The organism is Rhabdaerophilum sp., assembly GCF_046092605.1.
In the GTDB taxonomy this organism is placed as follows: Bacteria; Pseudomonadota; Alphaproteobacteria; order Rhizobiales; family Beijerinckiaceae; genus Rhabdaerophilum.
On record NZ_JBJTDY010000171.1, the window covers coordinates 1 to 19,810 of the forward strand.

Below are 19,810 nucleotides of genomic sequence, written 5' to 3' on the forward strand. Positions count from 1 at the left end.
GCTCTTCCCCACGGTCCTGGGCCAGCCGATCCCGCTCTGGCCGCCATTCCTTGACATGACGCCCGGCAAGCCGACGGCGATCATCGTCCAGGCCATCGCGGGGGGCGTGGTTCTGGCCGCCCTGATCTATGCCGCGCGGCGTGTCGTGCAGAGCAGGAAGGGCAACTGACAATGGAACTCCTTGCCAATCTTGCCCATGGTTTCTCGGTTGCCGTCACGCCAACCAACATCCTGCTCTGCCTCATCGGCGCGCTGGTCGGCACGCTGATCGGCGTTCTGCCGGGCATCGGCCCGATCGCGACCATCGCGATGCTATTGCCGATCACCTACAAGCTCGACCCCACCGGCGCGCTCATCATGCTCGCCGGCATCTATTATGGTGCGCAATATGGCGGCTCCACCACGGCCATCCTGGTGAACCTGCCCGGAGAAAGTTCATCGGTCGTGACCGCGATCGACGGCCACCAGATGGCGAAGAAGGGACGCGCCGGCGCGGCACTCGCCATCGCGGCCATCGGTTCGTTCATCGCCGGCACCTTCGGCACCATTCTCGTCGCCGCGCTTGGCAAGCCGCTGACCGCGGTGGCGCAGGCTTTCGGCCCGGCGGATTATTTCTCGCTGATGGTGCTCGGCCTTGTCTGCGCCATCGTGCTGGCCTCGGGCTCGGTGCTCAAGGCGATCGCGATGATCTTTCTCGGCCTCCTGCTCTCGACCATCGGCACCGATCTCGAGACGGGCGAGCAGCGCATGACCTTCGGCTTCCTGCCGCTGGCGGATGGCATCGAGTTCGTGACGCTCGCGATGGGCATGTTCGGCTTTGCCGAGATTCTCCGCAACCTCGAGAACCAGGAGAGCCGCGATCTCGTGCAGCAGAAGGTGACGAACCTGATGCCGACGAAAGCGGACATGATTGAAGCCGCGCCTGCCATGGCACGCGGCACGCTGCTCGGTTCGATCCTGGGCATCCTGCCGGGCGGCGGCGCGGTTCTGGCGGCCTTCGGCGCCTATACGCTTGAGAAGAAGCTCTCGAAGCGGCCACAGGAATTTGGGAAGGGAGCCATTGCCGGTGTCGCGGGTCCGGAATCGGCCAATAATGCGGCCGCGCAGACCTCGTTCATCCCGCTCCTCACGCTCGGCATTCCGCCGAATGCCGTGATGGCCGTGATGGTCGGCGCGATGACCATTCACGGCATCGTGCCCGGTCCGCAGATCATGACGAAGCAGCCCGATCTCTTCTGGGGCCTGATCGCCTCGATGTGGATCGGCAACCTGATGCTTGTCATCATCAACCTGCCGCTGGTGGGCCTGTGGGTGCGCCTGTTGCGCGTGCCCTACCGCATGCTCTTCCCCGCGATCCTGTTCTTCTGCGCGATCGGCGTCTATTCGATCAACAACCAGCCCTTCGATGTGGTGCTCACAGCCTTTTTCGGGCTGATGGGCTACCTGCTGATCAAGCTGGGCTTCGAGCCGGCGCCCATGCTCGTGGCCTTCGTGCTCGGCAAGATCATGGAAGAGAAGCTGCGCCAGGCAATGCTGCTCTCGCGTGGCGATCCATGGACCTTCGTGGATTTCTCGAAGCATCCGATCTCGGCCGGTCTGATCGTGGTCTCCGTTTTGCTGCTGATCCTTGCGGTCACGCCAGCGCTGCGGAAGAAGCGCGATGAGGTCTTCGTCGAGGAATGAGACAAAAAGGGCGGGCCCCACAGCCCGCCCTTTCCACATGGGATGCGGCCCTGGGTGACCCCACCTGTGGATTCCACGGACTTGCCGTCAGCGTGTTGCGCGCTACCGTTCAAGGGTAAGAAAGAACACGACACAAAAACGAGGGAGAAACTGATGTCGTTCACTCGCCGCCTAGTCATGGCCGGTTCGGCGCTGCTGCTGGGTATTGCCAGCGCAACTGCGCAGGCCTTCCCCAACAAGCCCATCACCATGATCGTCCCCTTCGCGGCCGGTGGCCCGACGGATATCATCGCCCGCATTGTCGGCGAGCACATGTCCCGCACGCTCGGCCAGACCACCGTGATCGAGAACGTTGCCGGCGCCGGCGGCACCACCGGCATCACCCGCGCGGCGAAGGCCACGCCCGATGGCTATACCATTGCCATGGGCCATATGGGCACCCATGGCGCGGCAGCGGGCCTCTACCCGAACCTGGGCTATGACCCGCAAAAGGACTTCGAGCCGATTGGGCTCGCAGCCGGCACGCCGATCGTGATCGTGGCGCGCAAGGATTTCCCGGCCAATAACCTGCAGGAATTCATGAAATACGTGCAGGCGAACCAGAAGACGCTGAATGCCGCCCATGCCGGCGTCGGCTCGGTCTCGCATATCACCTGCGTATTGCTGCATTCCATGCTGAAGGTCGATGTGAACGAAATTCCCTATCGCGGCACGGGTCCGGCCATCAACGATCTCGTGGCGGGCAAGGTCGATTATGTCTGCGATCAGATCGTGAGCGTCTCCGAGCAGGTGAAGGGCGGCACGATCAGGGCCTATGGCATCGCGACGCCCGCCCGTAGCCCCTCACTGCCCGATGTGCCGACCACCATCGAAGGCGGCCTGCCGGAATTCCAGGTCTCGGCCTGGAACGCGGTCTTCGCGCCGAAGGGCACCCCGCCGGACGTGCTCGCCAAGCTCCGCGACGCGCTCGTGAAGGCCGTGACCGATCCCGGCACCAGGAAGAAGCTCGAGGATCTCGGCGGCGTGGTACCGGATGCCAGGGGCGCTTCGCCGGAAGCGCTGGCGGAACTCGTGCGCTCGGAAAACACCCGCTGGGTGGCGCTGCTGAAGGAGCGTGTGAAGCAGTAAGGCCTGTTCTTCCCGGAACCGTTACGGCCGCGTCTCCCTGCGAGGCGCGGCCTTTTCTTTTCGGGCGGCCGGGCCTAATCGTGGTGCGACATGCCCGCCTCCACCGAACAGCCTTCCCTGCCACCTCTGTCTCCGCGTGTTCGGAAAGCCATCTGGGGCCTCGGCTTCACGCAGATCATCGGCTACGGAACCACCTATTACCTGCTGGGGCTGATGGGCACGCTGATGATGCGCGATCTCGGCCTGTCCAAATCCGTGATGCTCGCGGGCGTATCGCTCACGCTGCTGACCTCTGGCCTCGCCGGGCCGCTGGTCGGCCGCTTCCAGGATCGCCAGGGCTCGCGCGTGGTGATGGCCCTGGGGTCGGTGCTGATGGGGCTTGGCCTGCTGGTGATCGCGATCGCCAAGGGGCCGGTGCTCTATTTCGTGGGCTGGGGCATCGTGGCCCTGGGCTCGCCGCTCTCGCTCTACAACGCCTCCTTCACCTCGCTGGCGCGGATGTCCGGCCAGAACGCCCGCCGCGCCATCGTGCTGCTGACGCTGATCGGCGGGCTCGCCTCCTCGATCGTCTGGCCGGTGACTGCGGCGCTGCTGACCGTGCTCGAATGGCGCAGCCTCGTGCTGATCTTCGGCGTGGTGAATATCCTGACCTGCGCTCCGCTTCATGCCTGGCTGCTGGACGGGCGCGAACAACAACTGGATGGCGCGCCCCTGCCTCAGCCCGTGCCGGCGGGCCTGAAGCCCGAGGGACAGACGACGGCCTTCCTGCTGATGACCGTGATGCTCGCCTGCATCGCGCTCGTGGGCAATGGCTGGTCGATGCTCGCCTTTCCCATGCTGGAGGGGCTGGGCTTCACCTTCTCCGAAGCCGTGTTGGTCGCGAGCCTCGTGGGCGTGTTCCAGGTGCTCGGCCGCCTAGGCGAAATGGCGAGCGCGCAGAAGCACCCGGCCCTGCGCACGGCGCAGGTCTCCAACACGCTTTTTGCCATCAGCTTCGTGCTGCTCGCGCTGTCGAAGGGCGTGCTTCTTGGCGGCATCCTGTTCGCGGCAGCCTATGGCATCGCGAACGGCCTCAACACCATCGTGAAGGGCACGCTGACCCTCGCACTCTTCGGTTCGCAAGGCTATGGGGAACGGCTCGGCAAGGTGACCTTGCTGCCCAGCGTGGCCGCGACCGTCGCGCCGGTGCTCGGCGGGCTGATCATCGACCGATCGGGCGCCTCGGGCATCACGATCGCCTTCATGGCGATGGGCTTCCTCGCGATGAGCCTGATGGTGCTTCTCTCGCGCCATTGCAACCGGCACGCCGTCGCGTGATCGCGATGCAGGTTGTGATGCGGGTTGCGATGCGACAAGCCGCCTGCCATCTTTGTCCCAGGGCTTGCAGAGCCTCGTTCCCACCCCTCGCGGAGTAGCCATGCGCCCCGATCAATCGCCCGTTATCCGTCTTTCGGAATATTGCCCGCCGGATTTCCTGATCGACCACGTCGCGCTCGATTTCCGGCTGCATCCATCCGGGACGGTGGTGGACGCGGTGCTCACGCTTCGCCGCAACCCCAAGGGCCGCGCCGGCGCGGCCCTGTCGCTCGATGGCGAGGATCTGACGCTGCTCTCCGTGGCGCTGGAAGGAAAGGAACTCGCCGCCTCGGCCTATGAGGTGAGCCCGGAGAAACTCGTCATTCCGGATGTTCCCGATGCTTTCACGCTGGCGCTGAAAACCGAGATCAACCCGGCCGCGAATACCCGCCTGATGGGCCTTTACCGCTCGAATGGCGTCTATTGCACGCAATGCGAGGCGGATGCCTTCCGGCGCATCACATACTTCCTCGACCGACCCGATGTGATGTCGACCTATTCCGTGCGCATCGAGGCGGAAAAGGCGGAAGCGCCGCTGTTGCTTTCGAACGGCAACCCCGTGGGTGCTGGCGACATTCCCGGCACCACGCGCCATTTCGCGCTGTGGGAAGACCCGCACCGGAAGCCGGCCTATCTTTTTGCGCTGGTCGCCGGTGATCTCGATCGGGTAACCGACACTCACACAACACCCTCCGGCCGTCGCGTGACGCTCAATGTCTATGTCGAGAAGGGCAAGGGGAACCGCGCGGCCTATGCGATGGACAGCCTCATCCGCTCCATGAAGTGGGACGAGGAGAAGTTCGGGCGCGAATATGATCTCGACCTGTTCAACATCGTCGCCGTATCGGATTTCAACATGGGCGCGATGGAGAACAAGGGCCTGAACATCTTCAACGATCGCTACATTCTCGCGACGCCGGAGACCGCCACCGATCAGGATTATCACAACATCGAAGCCATTGTGGCGCATGAATACTTTCACAACTGGACGGGTAATCGCATCACCTGCCGCGACTGGTTCCAGCTCTGCCTGAAGGAAGGGCTCACCGTTTTCCGCGACCAGGAATTCTCCTCCGACGAGCGCTCTCGCCCGGTGGAGCGGATCGCGAATGTGCAGACCCTGCGCGCGGCGCAGTTCGTGGAGGATGCGGGACCGCTGGCGCATCCGGTCCGGCCGCATCAATATAAGGAAATCAACAACTTCTATACGGCTACGGTCTATAACAAGGGCTCCGAGGTGATCCAGATGCTCCGGCTCCTGATCGGGCCGGCGAAGTTCCGCGAGGGCATGGATCTCTATTTCGAACGCCACGATGGTGAGGCCTGCACGGTGGAACAGTTCATCCGCTGCTTTGCCGATATCTCGGGCCGAGATTTCACGCCGTTCATGCGCTGGTACGATCAGGCCGGCACGCCGCTGGTGACCGTGCGCGACGCGTTTGACGCAGCCACGGGGCGCTACACGCTGCATTTCCAGCAGGCGACGAAACCCACGCCAGGCCAACCGGAAAAGCACCCTCAGGTCATTCCCGTCAGTCTCGGCCTGCTCGATCCGCAAGGCCAAAGCCTCGTTTCCGACGATCTTTTCGTGCTCGATGGCGCGGAAGGGCAAAAGACCTGGGATAACATGCCCGCGCGGCCCATCCCGTCGCTGTTCCGCGGCTTCTCGGCGCCGGTGCGTGTGGAGATCAACCGGCAGCCGGGCGACCTGCTCGTGCTCGCGGGGCATGATCCGGACCCGTTCAACCGCTGGCAGGCTTTGCAGGATGTCGCGATCGACCTGCTGAAGCGCTCGATCGCGGGCATCCGCAAGGGCGAAGCACCGCTGGCCGATCCGACGCTCGCAGCAGCGCTGGAGCGCCTCATCCGTCACTCGGATGCCGATCCTGCCTTTGCGGCGCTCGCCATCGCGCTGCCGCGCGAAACAGAGATGGCCCGCGAGATCGGGCAGGATGTGGACCCCGATGCCATCGGCACGGCGGTCACAGCGCTCTGGAGGTTCATCGGCCAGAGCGTCGGCAGTCTCGCGCGCGAGCGCTACGACGCCTTATCGAAGCCCGTGCCGTTCAGCCCCGATGCGGCGAGCGCGGGCAAGCGCGCTCTGGCCCTTCGGCTGCTGAATTACCTGATTGCCGCCAATCCGGCCGAAGGGGCAGGCCTTGCTCTCGCCCAGTTCGAGCGCGCAAACAACATGAGCGACCGCGCCAATGCCCTCTGGGCGCTGGTGACGGCGGATCGCCCGGAGCGCGATCAGGCTTTCGCGGCGGCGGAAGCGCGGTTCCGCGATGATCCGCTGCTGCTTGACCTCTGGTTCACGCTCAATGCCAGCATTCCCGGCAAGGCGGGACGCGAACGGGTGGAGGCGCTGCTGAGGCACCCGAAATTCACGCTCGGCAACCCCAACCGCGTGCGCGCGCTGGTAGGCGCCTTCGCCAACGGAAACCCGCGCGGCTTCCATGCGGCGGATGGCGCGGGTTACCGACTCGTGGCCGATGTGATCGGCGAGGTGGATGGCAAGAACCCGCAGCTCGCGGCGCGGCTGGCGACGGCATTCCGCACCTGGAAGGCGCTGGAAGCCGGCCGTCGAACGGAAGCAGAAATGGCGCTGCGCGGGCTGGTGGCCCCGGACCGATCACGCGATCTGTCGGACATTCTCGAGCGGTCCCTCGCCTGAGGCCGAAATAGGCCCGGTCGCCATCGGTGGCCGGGCTGCACGCTCGACAAAAGTTAAAAAATTTTTAATGCAACTTTTGGGTGAAGTTATTGCAAGCATCTCCGCGATTGCCATGAATCGGCCCGAACATAAAAAGAACAGATAGAGTCCGCAAGGAATCCATTTTTGCGCCCTTGGCGCAACCGCAAGATGCGATGCGTTTTTTCCAACCCAAAGGTGCACCGAACGGCCGCCCCCCTCCTCTGGACAGCGAGTCGAACGTCGATTCAACTGCAGGTGATTCGGGGGCGATGCGGCACATTCTCCTGATTCAATAGGATCGTCGAGGGGGCAGGAATGGTGCGGGATTTCGCGGCCAGCTGGGGCTTATTGCGTCCTTTTTCCAAGTTTCTTGGTTCAGGCCAGTCGCACAATCCGGGTCAGGCTGTCCGGAATGATCTCCCCGAAGCCACCGATCCGCTGCTGGATCGGGTGGTGCCAGCGCTGGTTGTCACCTTCCTGATCATCGCGGGCTACAGCATGTTCGCCCAATACACGACCAGCCGGCGTGACATGCTCGTCACCAGCGAGCAGGCTCTTGCCGTCGCGGCGCAGATGTTCGTGTCGGAAGCCGCCGCGCGCCATCATTCGGGCGGAGATGCCGCCGATTCCGTTCTCCATGTGCCACCGGGCGCCGATCTTCCGGGCCGGGCCTTCCTCATCATCGGGCGTGAGGGCCGGGTGCACCGTTCCAGTCGCCTCGACATCACCTATGGTCGGATGGCCGTGAGTCTGTTCGCGGCGGGCGAGGATGTGCTCTCGCCGCGCGCGCTTGGCGAGATGCGCCAGATAACGCTGGCGGATGGTCGACCTGCGAGCCTGATTACCCGCGAAATCGTGACCGGCCAGACCCTTGTCGCCTATCAGCCGGTCGAGGATGAACTCACCAACTGGCAGCATCATGCCTCGGTCATCTCCGCCTTGCTGCTGGCCTTCGGTGCCGTCACGATCGCCTTCTGCCTCGCCTTCTACAAGCAGCGCTCCCGCGCAAGAGACACCGAGCAGAGTGCCCAGCGCCTATTCAACCGGTTCGAGCTGGCTCTCGACCGTGGGAATGTCGGCCTTTGGGATTGCCGGATCGGCGCAAGCCATCTCTGGCTGTCGAATTCCATGTTTCGTCTTCTCGGGCTGGAGCCGCGCGAGCGCATGGTATCGCGCAGTGGCATCGAAGCGCTGATCCATCCGGCCGATCTCTCCCCGCTCGATGCGGTGGAGAAGAGCGCGTTCCAGGCGGGCGAGATCGACCATATCTTCCGGATGCAGCATGCCAAGGGCCATTGGGTGTGGCTGCATATGCGCGCCGCGCGCCTTGCGGAAAACAACTCGCAGCCGCAGCGCCTGCTGGGCGTGGTGATGGATGTGACCGCCGAGCGCGAGGCCGCCGCCGAGAGCGAGCGGGCGGAAATGCGCCTGCGCGATGCCATCGAGAGCATTTCCGAAGCCTTCGTCCTCTGGGACGAGAACAACCAGCTTGTGCTCTGCAACTCGAAGTACCGTTCCTTCCACCAGCTCAGCGACACGGCCACCCGTCGCGGCACGCGCTACCAGAACGTGATGGCCGAGGCGCAGGAGCCGCGCATCATGATCGAGATCGACCGGGAAACCGATGACGAAAACAAATCCTGTGCCTATGAGGCGCAATTCGAGGATGGACGCTGGCTGCTGATCAGCGAGCGCCCGACTCGCGCCGGCGGCTTCGTTTCGGTGGGCACCGACATCACCACGCGAAAGGCACAGGAAGACCGACTGCTGGAAAACGAACGCCAGCTGCGCATCACCATCGCCGATCTCGCGGCCTCGCGTGAAGCCTTGCGCAAGCAGGCGCAGGAGCTTGCCGATCTTGCCAATCTTTACCGCGACCAGAAGGCCGAGGTGTTGAGCGCCACGAAGCTGAAGGCCGAGTTCCTGGCCAATATGAACCACGAGATCCGGACACCGCTGAACGCCATCCTCGGCTTTGCGGAAGTGATCGAGAACGAGGTTCTTGGCCCTGTTACCTGCGCGAAATATCGCGATTACGCCGCGCATATCCGGATTTCCGGCGGCAACCTGCTCACCATCATCGATGACATCCTCGAGATGGCCCATATCGAGGCCGGCCGCGTGAAGATCGAGCGCTCCTCCAGCGCCATCGCCAACCTGCTCGAGGATGCGGCGACAGGCGTGGCACTCGATGCCGCCAAGAAGCATGTGCGCATCGAGATCGATCCAACTTCGGCCAGGCCGGAAGGCCTCCTGCCCGTGGAGCTCGATATCCGCGCGACGACGCAGGCCCTCATCCACCTCACCCGCAACGCCATCCGCCTCTCGCCCACGCATGGAACGGTCACGATGCGCGCGCGCCGGCAGGGCGACTACATCAACATCTTCATCTCGGACAGGGGTTGCCATCTCTCGCAGAGCGATATCGGCACGCTCACGAAGCCCTTCGGGCATATCGACGGCATGCTGCATGATGGCTGCAAGGGTTCCGGCCTCAGCGTCGCCATCGCGCGCGGGCTCGTCGAACTGCAGGGCGGCACATTGCGCATCCGCTCCGCGCCGGAGCTCGGTGCGATCATGATGCTGCACCTGCCGATTGTGCAGCGCCCGCACCAGCTCGACCTGCCGATGGCCTGAGTTACTTCACAGGACCGATCCGCCGGGAGAAGATGGCGCGCACCTCGTGCTGAAGGCGATCGAGATCCGCCGAAAGCGGCGGGAAATCCGGGTAATCGAGCAGACGCGCGATCTGCCGACGTAAGGTGATGCTGGTCTCATTTTCGGCAAACGCGCCCGGCAATACCAGCCGCGCCACCTGCTGGAAGCCGATCTGCACATCCCAGGCGGCGAGCAGCGTCTCCGTTTCCTCCGCCGTCAGCAGGCCAACCTCTCCCGCAAGCGCCAAACGGGAGCGGGTGTTGCCTTCCCTCAAGGCAGGATGTTCCACCGCGTGCAGCAGCGCGAAGGCCTGCGTGATGAATTCGAGATCGACGAGCCCGCCAGGGCGATCCTTCACGTCGAAGCGGTCGCGGCCCGGCTTTTCCGTATGCATCAGCGCGCGCATGGCGGCGGTTTCGCGCTTGACCCGGACCTCGTCGCGCTTCAGGGCAACGAGCGCACGAATGCTGTCCGTCAGGGCGCGCGAGAGTCCGGCATCCCCCGTCAGCATGCGCGCACGGGACAATGCGAGATGCTCCCAGAGATCGCTCTCTTCCGAGGCGAAGTACTCCTGGAAGGCCGAGAGCGAGGCCGCCACCGGCCCCTTCTTGCCCGAGGGCCGCAGGCGCAGATCCACCTCGTAAAGTGTGCCCGCGCGCATCGGCGCGGAGAGCGCCGCGACAAGGCGCTGGGTGAGCTTGGCGTAGTATTCGCTGGTCATCAGCGGCTTGTCGCCATCCGACCACGCGTCGCCGGGCGCCTCGTAGACAACCACAAGGTCGAGATCGGAATTGGCCGTGAGTTCGCGCGAACCGGCCTTGCCATAACCGATGATGGCAACCTGCCCGCCCGGAATTTCTCCATGGCGATCGGCGAATTCGCGTCGCACGCGAGCAAGAACAAGCCGCAGGATGGCCTCTGCCAGCACGGTATGCACCTCACCGAGATCCCCGACCGGGATGAGGCGGGACAGCGCGCGCGTGCCGATGAGGAAGCGCTCGCCGCGCAGGAGGTGGCGCGCACGCTCCAGCGCCATCTCGTAATCCGTCTCGCGTTCGAGGCGCGGACCCAGGCGCGTTTCGGGATCTGGCCCGAGATTGGCGAAATCCGGGTCGATCAGCACGTCGAGCACATGCGGAGATTGCGCCACCATCTGCGAGAGACGCGGCGCAGTCCCGAGGCATTCCGCGAAAAGCTGGCGCAGGCTCGCATTGGAATTGAGGATCGTGAAGAGTTCCACCGCCGCCGGCATGCGCTGGAGCGCGCCATCCAGCGCAAGGATCGCGCCATCGGGATCAGAGGCGCGGCCGAAGCTTTCGAGCAGGCCGGGCACGAGTTCGGTGAGCACCTCGCGGGCGCGCGGCGTCGTCACCGCCGGGCGGCGGCCGAAATGCCAGCCGCGCACGGTTTCCGCCACTCTTTCTGGCTGCTTGAAGCCCAGGCGCTTCAGCGTTTCGCGCGTCTCGGGGTCTGTGTCGACACCCGTGAAAACAAGGCTGCCCGCGCCGGAGGCGAGCGCCGGGCCGCCTTCGAACAGGCGCGCGTAATGATGCTCCACACGCCGCAGCGCGCGCGTCAGGTGTTTGTCGAACTGCGCCCGCGTCATGCCGCAGAACCGGGCGAAACTGGCGAGTTCCTCCTCGGTTTTCGGCAGTTTCTGCGTTTGCTCGTCGTTGATCATCTGCACGCGATGCTCGAGCGTGCGCAAAACACCATATGCCTCTGTCAGGTCCCTGGTGGCCTCCGGTGTAATCCAGGTCTCGCGGCAGAGGGCATCGAGCATGTCGAGCGTGCGGGAGCCGCGCAAGGAGGGCCGTCGCCCGCCATAGACCAGTTGCTGGGTCTGCACGAAGAACTCGATTTCGCGGATGCCGCCACGGCCAAGTTTCAGATCGTGGCCGGAAATCGCGATCTGGTCGTGGCCCTTCACGGCGTAGATCTGCCGCTTCATCGCGTGAATATCGGCGATGGCACCGTAATCGAAGTATTTCCGCCAGATGAAAGGCTGCAATTCCTGGAGATAGGCCTTGCCTGCGGCCTCGTCGCCTGCGACCACGCGGGCCTTGATCATCGCCGCGCGTTCCCAGTTCTGGCCCACGGTCTCATAATAGGCGAGCGCGGCATTGACGGGCATGGCGATGGGCGTGGTGCCCGGATCGGGCCGGAGGCGCAGGTCCACGCGGAGAACATATCCATCCGCCGTGCGCTGCGAGAGAATGCTGGCCATCGCCTTGATGATCGCGACGCAGCGATCGAGATGATCCGAATGGTCGCGCAAGGCAGGCGCTTGCGGATCATAAAAGCAGCCGAGATCGATATCGGAGGAGTAGTTCAGCTCGCGCGCGCCATGCTTGCCGAGGGCGAGCACGAAGAGGCCGAGGCCCTCGAAAGGCTTCTGACGATCCGGGATCGCGAGGTCGTTCCCATGATGGTGAATCGCGATCCGGAGCGCGGCGCGCGTTGCCTCATCCGCGAGATCGGACAGCGCGCGCGTGACAGCAACGATATCGAACACGCCACCGAGATCAGCCATCGCGACGAGAAGCGCATGACGGTTCCGGGCCTGCCGCAGGGCCTTCATGCCGGCCTGAAGATCGCCCGCGCGGCCGGCGGCGCGCATCCCTTCGAAAATGGTTTCGAGGCTGGCTTCGGGCGAGGTCGCCAAGAAATCCGCCACCGCGGCCGGGTCACGCCGCACCAGGCGCCAGAGGAAGGGCGAACCTTCGGAAATGCCTGCAAGCAGCGACTTCGCCATCTCCTGCCCTTCGAGGAGGGCGGCGAGCGGACGAGCCTCCTCCTCGGCCAGCACATCCGCGAGGCGGGATGTGCCGGGCTTTCCGGATTTCGGGGCGGAGACAAGGCGGGAGAGGAGCGAGGCGGGAACGTTCATGCCTCTTTTTCGGGCAGTACAGGGCCTTGCGCAAGGCTCCTTCCGGCGGAACCCACGGCCTCCGGCAGCACAAGCACGGCCTTGAGGCCCGGCGCGTTGTCCTCCAGCCGCAATTCGCCGCCATGGAGCCGGGCGATGGCTGCAACGAGCGACAGCCCGAGGCCAAGGCCGGGCTTGGCGCGGCTGGCATCAAGGCGCACGAAACGTTCCACCACCGCCTGACGCTTGTCCTCCGGAATGCCCTCGCCGCGATCCGCCACGGCGATGCGGATCTGCCCGCCGGATTTCTCCGCCGAGATGGTGAGCGAGCCGCCGCCTTCCGGCTTCAGGCCGTATTTCAGCGCATTGTCGATGAGGTTCGAAAGCGCCTGCCCAATCAATTCCCGATTGGCATTCGCCACGAGACCGGTGCCGAGCTTCGTTTCAAATGCGAGACCTGCCTCTTCCGCGAGCGGTTCGTAAAGCTCGGCGAGGCTTGAGACGATCTCTTCGAGCTTCTGCGGCTTGAGGGAGGTCGCAAGGTTGCCGCTCTCGGCGCGCGCGATCATTTGCAGGGCATCAAAGATGCGAAGCAGGTTGTCGCTTTCCTCGATGGCGCGCTCCAGCGCAGTCTTGGCGTCCTCCAGCGTTTCGGCCTTGCGAAGAGCGTCTTCCGCGCCATTGCGCAGGCGCGTGAGCGGTGTTCGCAGGTCATGCGCGACATTGTCCGAGAGGTCACGCAGACCGGTCATCAACTCGCCGATGCGATCGAGCATGGCGTTGAGATGCAGCGCGAGACGATCGAATTCGTCGTTCGTGCTGGTCACCGGCAGGCGCTCGGCAAGGTTGCCGGCCATGATCGCGGCGGAGGTCGTCGCCACGCCCTCGACGCGCATGAGCACGCGGCGCGTGACGAACCACGCCCCAAACCCACCCATCAGCACCACCAGGAGCAGGGAGAACCCGCGCGCGCGGCGGATGGTGACGCGCAAGCGATCCTGCTCTTCGAGATCGCGCCCCACGAAAAGCCGCAGGCCGGAGGGCAGGATGAAGGTGCGCACCTTGGCACGGCGTGCGACCTCCTCGGCCTCGTCCGGCCAGTTGTAGCGCAGCTCGCTCCAGCCCGGGCTGACCGATTGCGCCGGAACGCGGAGGATCGCGTTGCCGGTCATCGCGTCGCCGCGTGCATCCACGAGGAGGTAGAGGAAAGAGCCGCTCTGCCGGCCGCGCCGCTCGATCACCGCCACGAGGCGCCGCAAGCCGCCCTGCCGGTATTGCTCGGCCAGCGCGTTGATCTCGGTCTCGATGGTCTCGGTGATCTGCGCATCGAGCAGGCGACGCGTGTTCCAGGCGATGTATCCGAGGATGATGCCCGAGAAGAGCGCGAAGATGAGAAGGTAGAAGGCGGAAAGCTTGAAGGCCGTGGTGCGCGCCATGCGGCCCAGCCCGCCCAGCCAGCCTCCCTGGTTTCCTGTGGAGGGCGAAGCCGGAGCCATGCCTCAGCGGCCGAGATCGCGGATCATGTAGCCCGCACCTCGAATGGTATGGAGCAGCGTCGCCTGCCCCTTGCGCTCGATCTTGCCGCGCAGGCGCGAGACATGGACATCAATGACATTCGTCTGAGGGTCGAAATGGTAATCCCACACATTCTCGAGCAGCATCGTGCGCGTCACCACCTGCCCGGCATGGCGCATGAGATATTCGAGCAGGCGGAATTCCCGTGGCTGGAGCGGGATATCCTCGCCCGCGCGGCTCACGCGATGGGCGAGGCGATCGAGTTCGAGATCGCCAACCTTGTAGATCAGTTGTGCGCTTTGCGGGTTCTGGCGGCGCGCGAGCGCCTCGACACGCGCGAGGCACTCGGTGAAGGCGTAGGGCTTGGTGAGATAATCGTCGCCACCGGCGCGCAAGCCGAGCACGCGATCATCCACCTGCCCGAGGGCGGAGAGAATGAGCACCGGCGTGGCGCGCTTCTCGGCGCGCAGGGCCATGATGAGCGAAAGGCCATCGCGCTTGGGCAGCATGCGATCGACCACGAGAACGTCATAACTGCCGGCGAGCGCCATCTCGAGGCCAGTCTCGCCATCCGCCGCGAGGTCAGCTACGTGACCAGCCTCGTTCAGCGCGCGGGCCAGATAGCGACCGGCTTCGGAATCATCTTCGACGACGAGGATTTTCATGCGGACATGGCTCACTCAGCTGCCCGGTTACAACGCCATGCGCGAGCCAGCGCCGTCAAGGCGAAGGTGGGTTCGGTCCTGCGTCCGGCAGTGAAGCGGGGGGCGACGGAGAGTGCTACGGCCAGCCACAGGACCTCGATGCCAACAATGCCTGCCCGCAACTGGCCCGAAGCTTTCGGGCGCATGACATTTCGGTAAGGAAGTCAGGCCTGGTCGCGCCTGGCCAGCAGTGCTTCGAGCGCCTGCTTCTCGGCTTCGGCCAAGGGGGCGGACTCGGGCGTGGCGACAGCCTCGGCGGGCCGCCCGAACAGCGAACGCGCAGCGAAGATGCCTCCCGCCAGCGCAATGGCCGGAAGGCTCCAGAGCAGCGCGGTCGAGAAGGAAAACGGCGGCCGGAGCAGCACGAATTCGCCATAGCGCGCGACGAGAAACTGGCGGATGGCGCTGTCGCTGTCGCCGGCCGAGATCCGCTCCCGCACGAGGCGGCGCAAGTCGCGCGCGAGTTCGGCGTCCGAATCGTCGATCGACTGGTTCTGACAGACCAGGCAACGCAGCTCCGCCGAGAGCTTGCGGGCGCGCGCTTCCTGCGCGGCATCCTTCAGCTGCTCGCCGGGCTGCACGGCCATCGCCGTGCCCGACAGGACCAGCGACCCGAAAACCAGCGCCCGGCGGGAAAGCGCGCTCATTCGGCCGGCTCCAGACGCTCGGGACGGCGGGCAGCAACCCGCGGAGCGCCAACCCGCAGGCGACGATCCGAGAGCGAGAGGAGGCCGGCCAGCGCCATCAGCACAGGCCCGAGCCAGATGAGCGTCACAAAAGGCTTCCAGTAGGCGCGCAGATCGACATGGTTTCCATCCGAGGTCTCGCCAATCGCGACATAGACCTCGGAGAAGCCGACGCCATGGCGACCGACCTCGGAGGTTGGCATCTGGCGACCGATATAGACGCGTTTCGCCGGGCGCAGTTCGGCCACCTGCCGCGTTCCGTCATGCACCACGAAATGCGCCACGGTGGATGTATAGTTCGGGCCGGAATAGGGCGCGATGCCGCGCAGCGTGAGAGAGTATTCACCCAGCTTCACGGTCTCGCCCGGCTTCATCGAGACGATCGCCTCCTTCTCGAAGGCGGTGAAGGCGATACCAATCACCATGATACCCACACCGGCATGGGCCAGTGCAGTGGCAAGGAAGGTGCGCGGCAGGCCGATGAGACGGTGCAAGGCACCGGCGGTGCCGCCGCGCATGACGCGTTCGCGGATCTCGTCGAGCGAGGCCAGCAGGATGAAGATCCCGAGACCGATCGCAATGATCGCCAGAGCCGGACCACGTCCAATGTGGTAGGCAACAACGAGTGTCGCCAGCAGGCTCAGCCCCATCGCAAAGACCATGCGCTGGGCAACTCCCAGCAGGTCCCCTCGCTTCCAGGCAAGGCGCTGGCCGAAGGGAATGGCCACGAAGAGCGGCAACATCAGCGGCACGACGGTAAGGTTGAAGAAGGGCGGGCCCACCGAGATCTTCTGTCCGGTCACACCTTCGAGCGCCAGCGGGTAGAGCGTCCCCACCAGCACCGCCAGCGCCGCCACGGCGAGGAGCAGGTTGTTCAGAACCAAAGCACCCTCACGGCTGACCGGCGCGAAGAGCCCGCCCGCTTCCATCGCCCGGGCACGAAGCGCGAACAAAGTGAAGGAGCCGCCGATGAAGGCTATGAGGATGATGAGAATGAACAATCCGCGCTCCGGGTCCACCGCGAAGGCATGCACCGAGGTCAGCACGCCGGAACGCACCAGGAATGTTCCGAGAAGCGAGAGCGAGAAGGTGATGATCGCGAGCAGGATGGTCCAGATCTTCAGCGCCTCGCGCTTCTCCATCACGATCGCGGAATGCAGGAGTGCCGTTCCCGTGAGCCACGGCATCAGGGAGGCGTTCTCCACCGGGTCCCAGAACCAGTAGCCGCCCCAGCCAAGCTCGTAATAGGCCCAGTAGGAGCCCATCGCGATGCCCAGGGTCAGCGTAATCCAGGCCACGAGGTTCCATGGACGCAACATGCGCGCGAAGGCCGCATCGATCCGACCGACGATCAACGCGCCGGCCGCGAAGGAAAACACGATCGAGTAGCCGACATAGCCGAGATAGAGCAGCGGCGGATGGATCGCGAGGCCGGGGTCCTGCAGGATCGGGTTCAGATCGCGCCCCTCGAACGGAGCCGGGCCGAGGCGCAGGAACGGATTGGACGCGAAGAGAACGAAGGCGAGGAAGGCCGCGGCGATCATCGCCTGAACGGCTAGAGTCGCGCCGAGCAGGTCATTGGGAAGATTGCGGGAGAACACCGCGACGCCGGCGCCGAACAGGGCGAGGATCAGCACCCAGAGCAGCATCGAGCCCTCATGGTTGCCCCAGACGCCGCTCCATTTGTAGATCAGCGGCTTCAGAGTATGCGAGTTCTCGTAGACATTCGAGACCGAGAAATCCGACACGAGATAGGCATAGGTCAGCGCCGCGAACGAAACGCTGATCAGCAGGAGTTGCGCGATTGCTGCCTGCGGCCCGAGCGCGACCAGCGCCGCATCGCGCCGGATAGCACCCCAAAGCGGAAAGGTGGCCTGAAACAGGGTCAGAACCAGCGCCAGAACCAGCGCGTAATGGCCGATCTCAACAATCATTTCGCCCTGCTCATGGTTTGGGTGGTCCGTCTCCCTTGCCCGGCTGCCAGTGCCCCTGCTGTTTCAGGGCATCGGCAACTTCGCGCGGCATGTAGTTTTCATCATGGCGCGCCAATACCGTGGATGCCGTGAAGGCGCCTGAGGCGTCAAGGCGACCTTCCGTCACCACCCCCTGCCCTTCACGGAACAGGTCCGGGAGCAATCCCCGATAGGTGACCGCAATGGCATTGGAACCGTCGGTCACGCGGAAGCGCACCATCTGGTTGGGCTCACGCAGCACACTGCCCTTTTCGACAAGACCGCCGAGCCGGAAAGCCTCGCCGGGCTTCACCTTGCCCGCCATCACTTCGCTGGGAGAGCGGAAGAAAACGATCTGATCGCGCAGGCCCACGAGAATCATGGCCAATGCCGAAACCAGCACGAGGCCAAACCCGCCAAGAATCATGAGACGCTTCTGCTTGCGGGTCATGGGAAGAAGGTCCAGCAGGTCGGGATCATGGTCACGGGTTCGCAGCCTTCAGATCAAGCGCGGCGGCAAGCCGGTCAAGTTCGACTGCGGCGCTTTCGCCCAGGGCCTTGCGGGCTTTGGCGAGAGATTCCGCAGCCTTCTCACGCTGGTTCAGCACCACGCGCGCCTGGATGAGACGCTGCCATTCATCAAGGCTCCCACCTTGCTGAGCAAGACGGGCGGCAAGCCCATCGACCATGCCTTCGATCGCGCGGGCGCGCTCATCCGGCGGCAGTTCCGACAATGCCCTGCCCGCTTCGCTTTGCGGATCGCCCGTTGGGCGCGGCGGCGCCTTGCCCTCGGCGCGGAAACGGTCGAGTTCGGATTCAACCCGCATCTTGCCAGGGCCTTCCGGGAGCGAGGCTGACAATTCAGTGAGTTTCCGAATGGCACCTGGAATATCACCGTCCTGCTCGGTGGCAATCGCCAGATAGAACCGCGCCTTGCCAAGATCAGGGTCGAGAGCGACGGCCTTCTGAATGGCTTCCCTGGCCTCGGCATTCACGATGCCGTTCTGGCTGGCAATCAGCGCCTCGCCAAGATTGGCCAGCCGATCCGGTGTTTCACCCGAAATCGCGATCACCCTGCGAAACGCGAAAGCTGCATCCTGATATCGCCCGAGGCGCATATAGGCTGGCGCGATGGCCTCGAAGCCGCGCGCATCATTGGGATTGCTCGCGAGATGCAATTCGATGCGCTGAAGGGCCTTCTGCATCTCCGCATCGCTGCCGGGCGTCACCCGGCTCGCGATGGGCTGGTCCGGCATGTCGGGCGTGCCGGTGCGAAGGTAGAGGGGAATGGAGAGCACGGGGAGTCCGACCAAGAGCAGGAGGGCTGCGATCTTGCTGCGGCGGGCGCTGCCGGTCTTTTGTTCTTCCTCGACTTGCTGTTGTCGCGCGAGCGCAAGCAGACGACGCGCCTGCTCGGCCTCGGAAGCCGTGCGTTCGCTTTCGGAAATCAGGCCGGCGCTCACCTGCCGGTCCAGTTCCAATCGCCGCGCTTCATAGAACTGGATCGCGTGGTCGAGGCTGGACTTGTCCTTCGGCGGACGAAGGAGCGGGCGCAAGGCTAGCGCGGCCGCACCAAAGGTCAAAACCACAATTCCGAGCCAGAGAGTCATCGTACTGCTCAATTAGGCCGCAATCGGGGCCATTCCATGACATGGCGCAATTGCCCTGCCTCATGTGGCCGCTTTGCTACAGAGCAGCGATGGGAGACGCAATCGGTTGTCACAAAGCGGGAAGGGTGAGGCGCGCGCGAAGACCGCCGAGTGGTGAATCTTCCAGCACGAAGCTGCCCCCGTAAAGGCCGGCAAGGTCGACCACGATCGACAGGCCCAGGCCGGAGCCGGGCTTGGTTTCATCAAGGCGCCGGCCGCGCTTGGTGGCCTCGATTCGCTTTTCGTCAGGCAGGCCCGGTCCATCGTCATCGACGATGAGATCGATCTGGTTGGGCGCATGGTCGAATTGTGGTGCTGCATGCACGCGGATGCGAACCTCGCTTGCCGCCCACTTTCCGGCATTGTCGATGAGATTGCCCACCATCTCCTCGAGGTCCTGCTTCTCGCCCCGGAAGCGCAGCGGCGTCTCGATCTCGAGGGAAAAACGGATATCCCGGTCGCGGTAGATCTTCTCGAATGTGCGCGTGAAGGCCGCGAGGACCGGCTCGACCTCGGTGAAATTGCCAATCGCTGCGGCGCGTGCGGCGGCGCGAGCCCGGTCCAGATAATGCTGCAACTGATCGCGCATGATGGCGGATTGTTCGCGAATCTTCTCCCCCAATGGCCCGGAATCACCCCCGGCTTCATTCAGGAGTACTGAAAGCGGCGTCTTCAGCGCATGCGCGAGATTGCCGACCTGAGCACGGGCGCGGCTCACGATCTCGCGGTTCATGTCCAGCAGCTGGTTGAGTTCTCCGGCCAAAGGCGCGACCTCCACCGCCAGTTGACCTCGGCGCTGGAACATGCGGGCTATGCGGTTGACAGCGCCTTCGATGGCGAGGAGGGGCATTTCCTCGGCGATACGGAGCCCTACGATGGGGTGATCCTCGATATTGGCCTGCCGAAGATGGATGG

The 19,810-nt window shown here is 64.4% G+C and carries 13 protein-coding genes; 5 read left to right on the plus strand and 8 right to left on the minus strand.

The features are described from left to right. Positions 1-171 precede the first annotated feature (171 nt). The 5 genes from ACKODO_RS13220 to ACKODO_RS13240 all read left to right on the plus strand — a co-directional run bounded on the left by ACKODO_RS13220 (position 172) and on the right by ACKODO_RS13240 (position 9,499). Positions 172-1,683 (plus strand): tripartite tricarboxylate transporter permease, encoded by a 1,512-nt coding sequence (locus ACKODO_RS13220; protein ID WP_408983902.1) that lies wholly within the window; start codon positions 172-174, stop codon positions 1,681-1,683. 153 nt (positions 1,684-1,836) lie between these two features. Continuing rightward, positions 1,837-2,811: a tripartite tricarboxylate transporter substrate-binding protein gene (locus ACKODO_RS13225; protein WP_408983903.1), complete on the plus strand. Its 975-nt coding sequence runs from the start codon at positions 1,837-1,839 to the stop codon at positions 2,809-2,811. A 90-nt stretch (positions 2,812-2,901) separates the two neighbouring features. Then, the gene (locus ACKODO_RS13230; protein ID WP_408983904.1) at positions 2,902-4,128 is read left to right on the plus strand and encodes an MFS transporter; all 1,227 of its coding nucleotides are present in this window, start codon (positions 2,902-2,904) and stop codon (positions 4,126-4,128) included. A 100-nt stretch (positions 4,129-4,228) separates the two neighbouring features. Continuing rightward, positions 4,229-6,841, plus strand: a complete 2,613-nt coding sequence (pepN, locus tag ACKODO_RS13235) for an aminopeptidase N (RefSeq protein WP_408983905.1) — start codon at positions 4,229-4,231, stop codon at positions 6,839-6,841. A gap of 474 nt (positions 6,842-7,315) precedes the next feature. Beyond that, the gene (locus tag ACKODO_RS13240; RefSeq protein WP_408983906.1) at positions 7,316-9,499 is read left to right on the plus strand and encodes a histidine kinase dimerization/phospho-acceptor domain-containing protein; all 2,184 of its coding nucleotides are present in this window, start codon (positions 7,316-7,318) and stop codon (positions 9,497-9,499) included. Position 9,500: 1 nt separating this feature from the next. Here the strand turns inward: ACKODO_RS13240 and ACKODO_RS13245 are convergent, their stop codons facing one another. From ACKODO_RS13245 to ACKODO_RS13280, 8 genes are all read right to left on the minus strand, one after another. Continuing rightward, the gene (locus ACKODO_RS13245; RefSeq protein ID WP_408983907.1) at positions 9,501-12,410 is read right to left on the minus strand and encodes a bifunctional [glutamine synthetase] adenylyltransferase/[glutamine synthetase]-adenylyl-L-tyrosine phosphorylase; all 2,910 of its coding nucleotides are present in this window, start codon (positions 12,408-12,410) and stop codon (positions 9,501-9,503) included. Beyond that, a complete protein-coding gene (locus ACKODO_RS13250) occupies positions 12,407-13,825 on the minus strand; it encodes an ATP-binding protein (RefSeq protein WP_408983908.1) in 1,419 nt (472 codons plus the stop codon). Before ACKODO_RS13250 ends, ACKODO_RS13245 begins: the two co-directional genes overlap by 4 nt. A 63-nt stretch (positions 13,826-13,888) precedes the next feature. Continuing rightward, entirely contained in the window at positions 13,889-14,569 is a 681-nt protein-coding gene (locus ACKODO_RS13255) for a response regulator transcription factor (protein WP_408983909.1), read from the minus strand. Between the two features lie 203 nt (positions 14,570-14,772). Beyond that, the gene (locus ACKODO_RS13260) at positions 14,773-15,255 is read right to left on the minus strand and encodes a cytochrome c-type biogenesis protein CcmH (RefSeq protein WP_408983910.1); all 483 of its coding nucleotides are present in this window, start codon (positions 15,253-15,255) and stop codon (positions 14,773-14,775) included. Continuing rightward, positions 15,252-17,228: a heme lyase CcmF/NrfE family subunit gene (locus ACKODO_RS13265; protein WP_408983911.1), complete on the minus strand. Its 1,977-nt coding sequence runs from the start codon at positions 17,226-17,228 to the stop codon at positions 15,252-15,254. Before ACKODO_RS13265 ends, ACKODO_RS13260 begins: the two co-directional genes overlap by 4 nt. Positions 17,229-17,238: 10 nt before the next feature. Next, entirely contained in the window at positions 17,239-17,697 is a 459-nt protein-coding gene (gene ccmE, locus ACKODO_RS13270) for a cytochrome c maturation protein CcmE (protein ID WP_408983912.1), read from the minus strand. A gap of 31 nt (positions 17,698-17,728) precedes the next feature. Next, positions 17,729-18,856 carry a c-type cytochrome biogenesis protein CcmI gene (ccmI, locus tag ACKODO_RS13275; RefSeq protein WP_408983913.1) on the minus strand — a complete coding sequence of 376 codons (1,128 nt, stop codon included), beginning with the start codon at positions 18,854-18,856 and terminating at the stop codon, positions 17,729-17,731. Between the two features lie 109 nt (positions 18,857-18,965). Further along, positions 18,966-19,700: an ATP-binding protein gene (locus ACKODO_RS13280; RefSeq protein WP_408983914.1), complete on the minus strand. Its 735-nt coding sequence runs from the start codon at positions 19,698-19,700 to the stop codon at positions 18,966-18,968. Positions 19,701-19,810 lie beyond the last annotated feature (110 nt).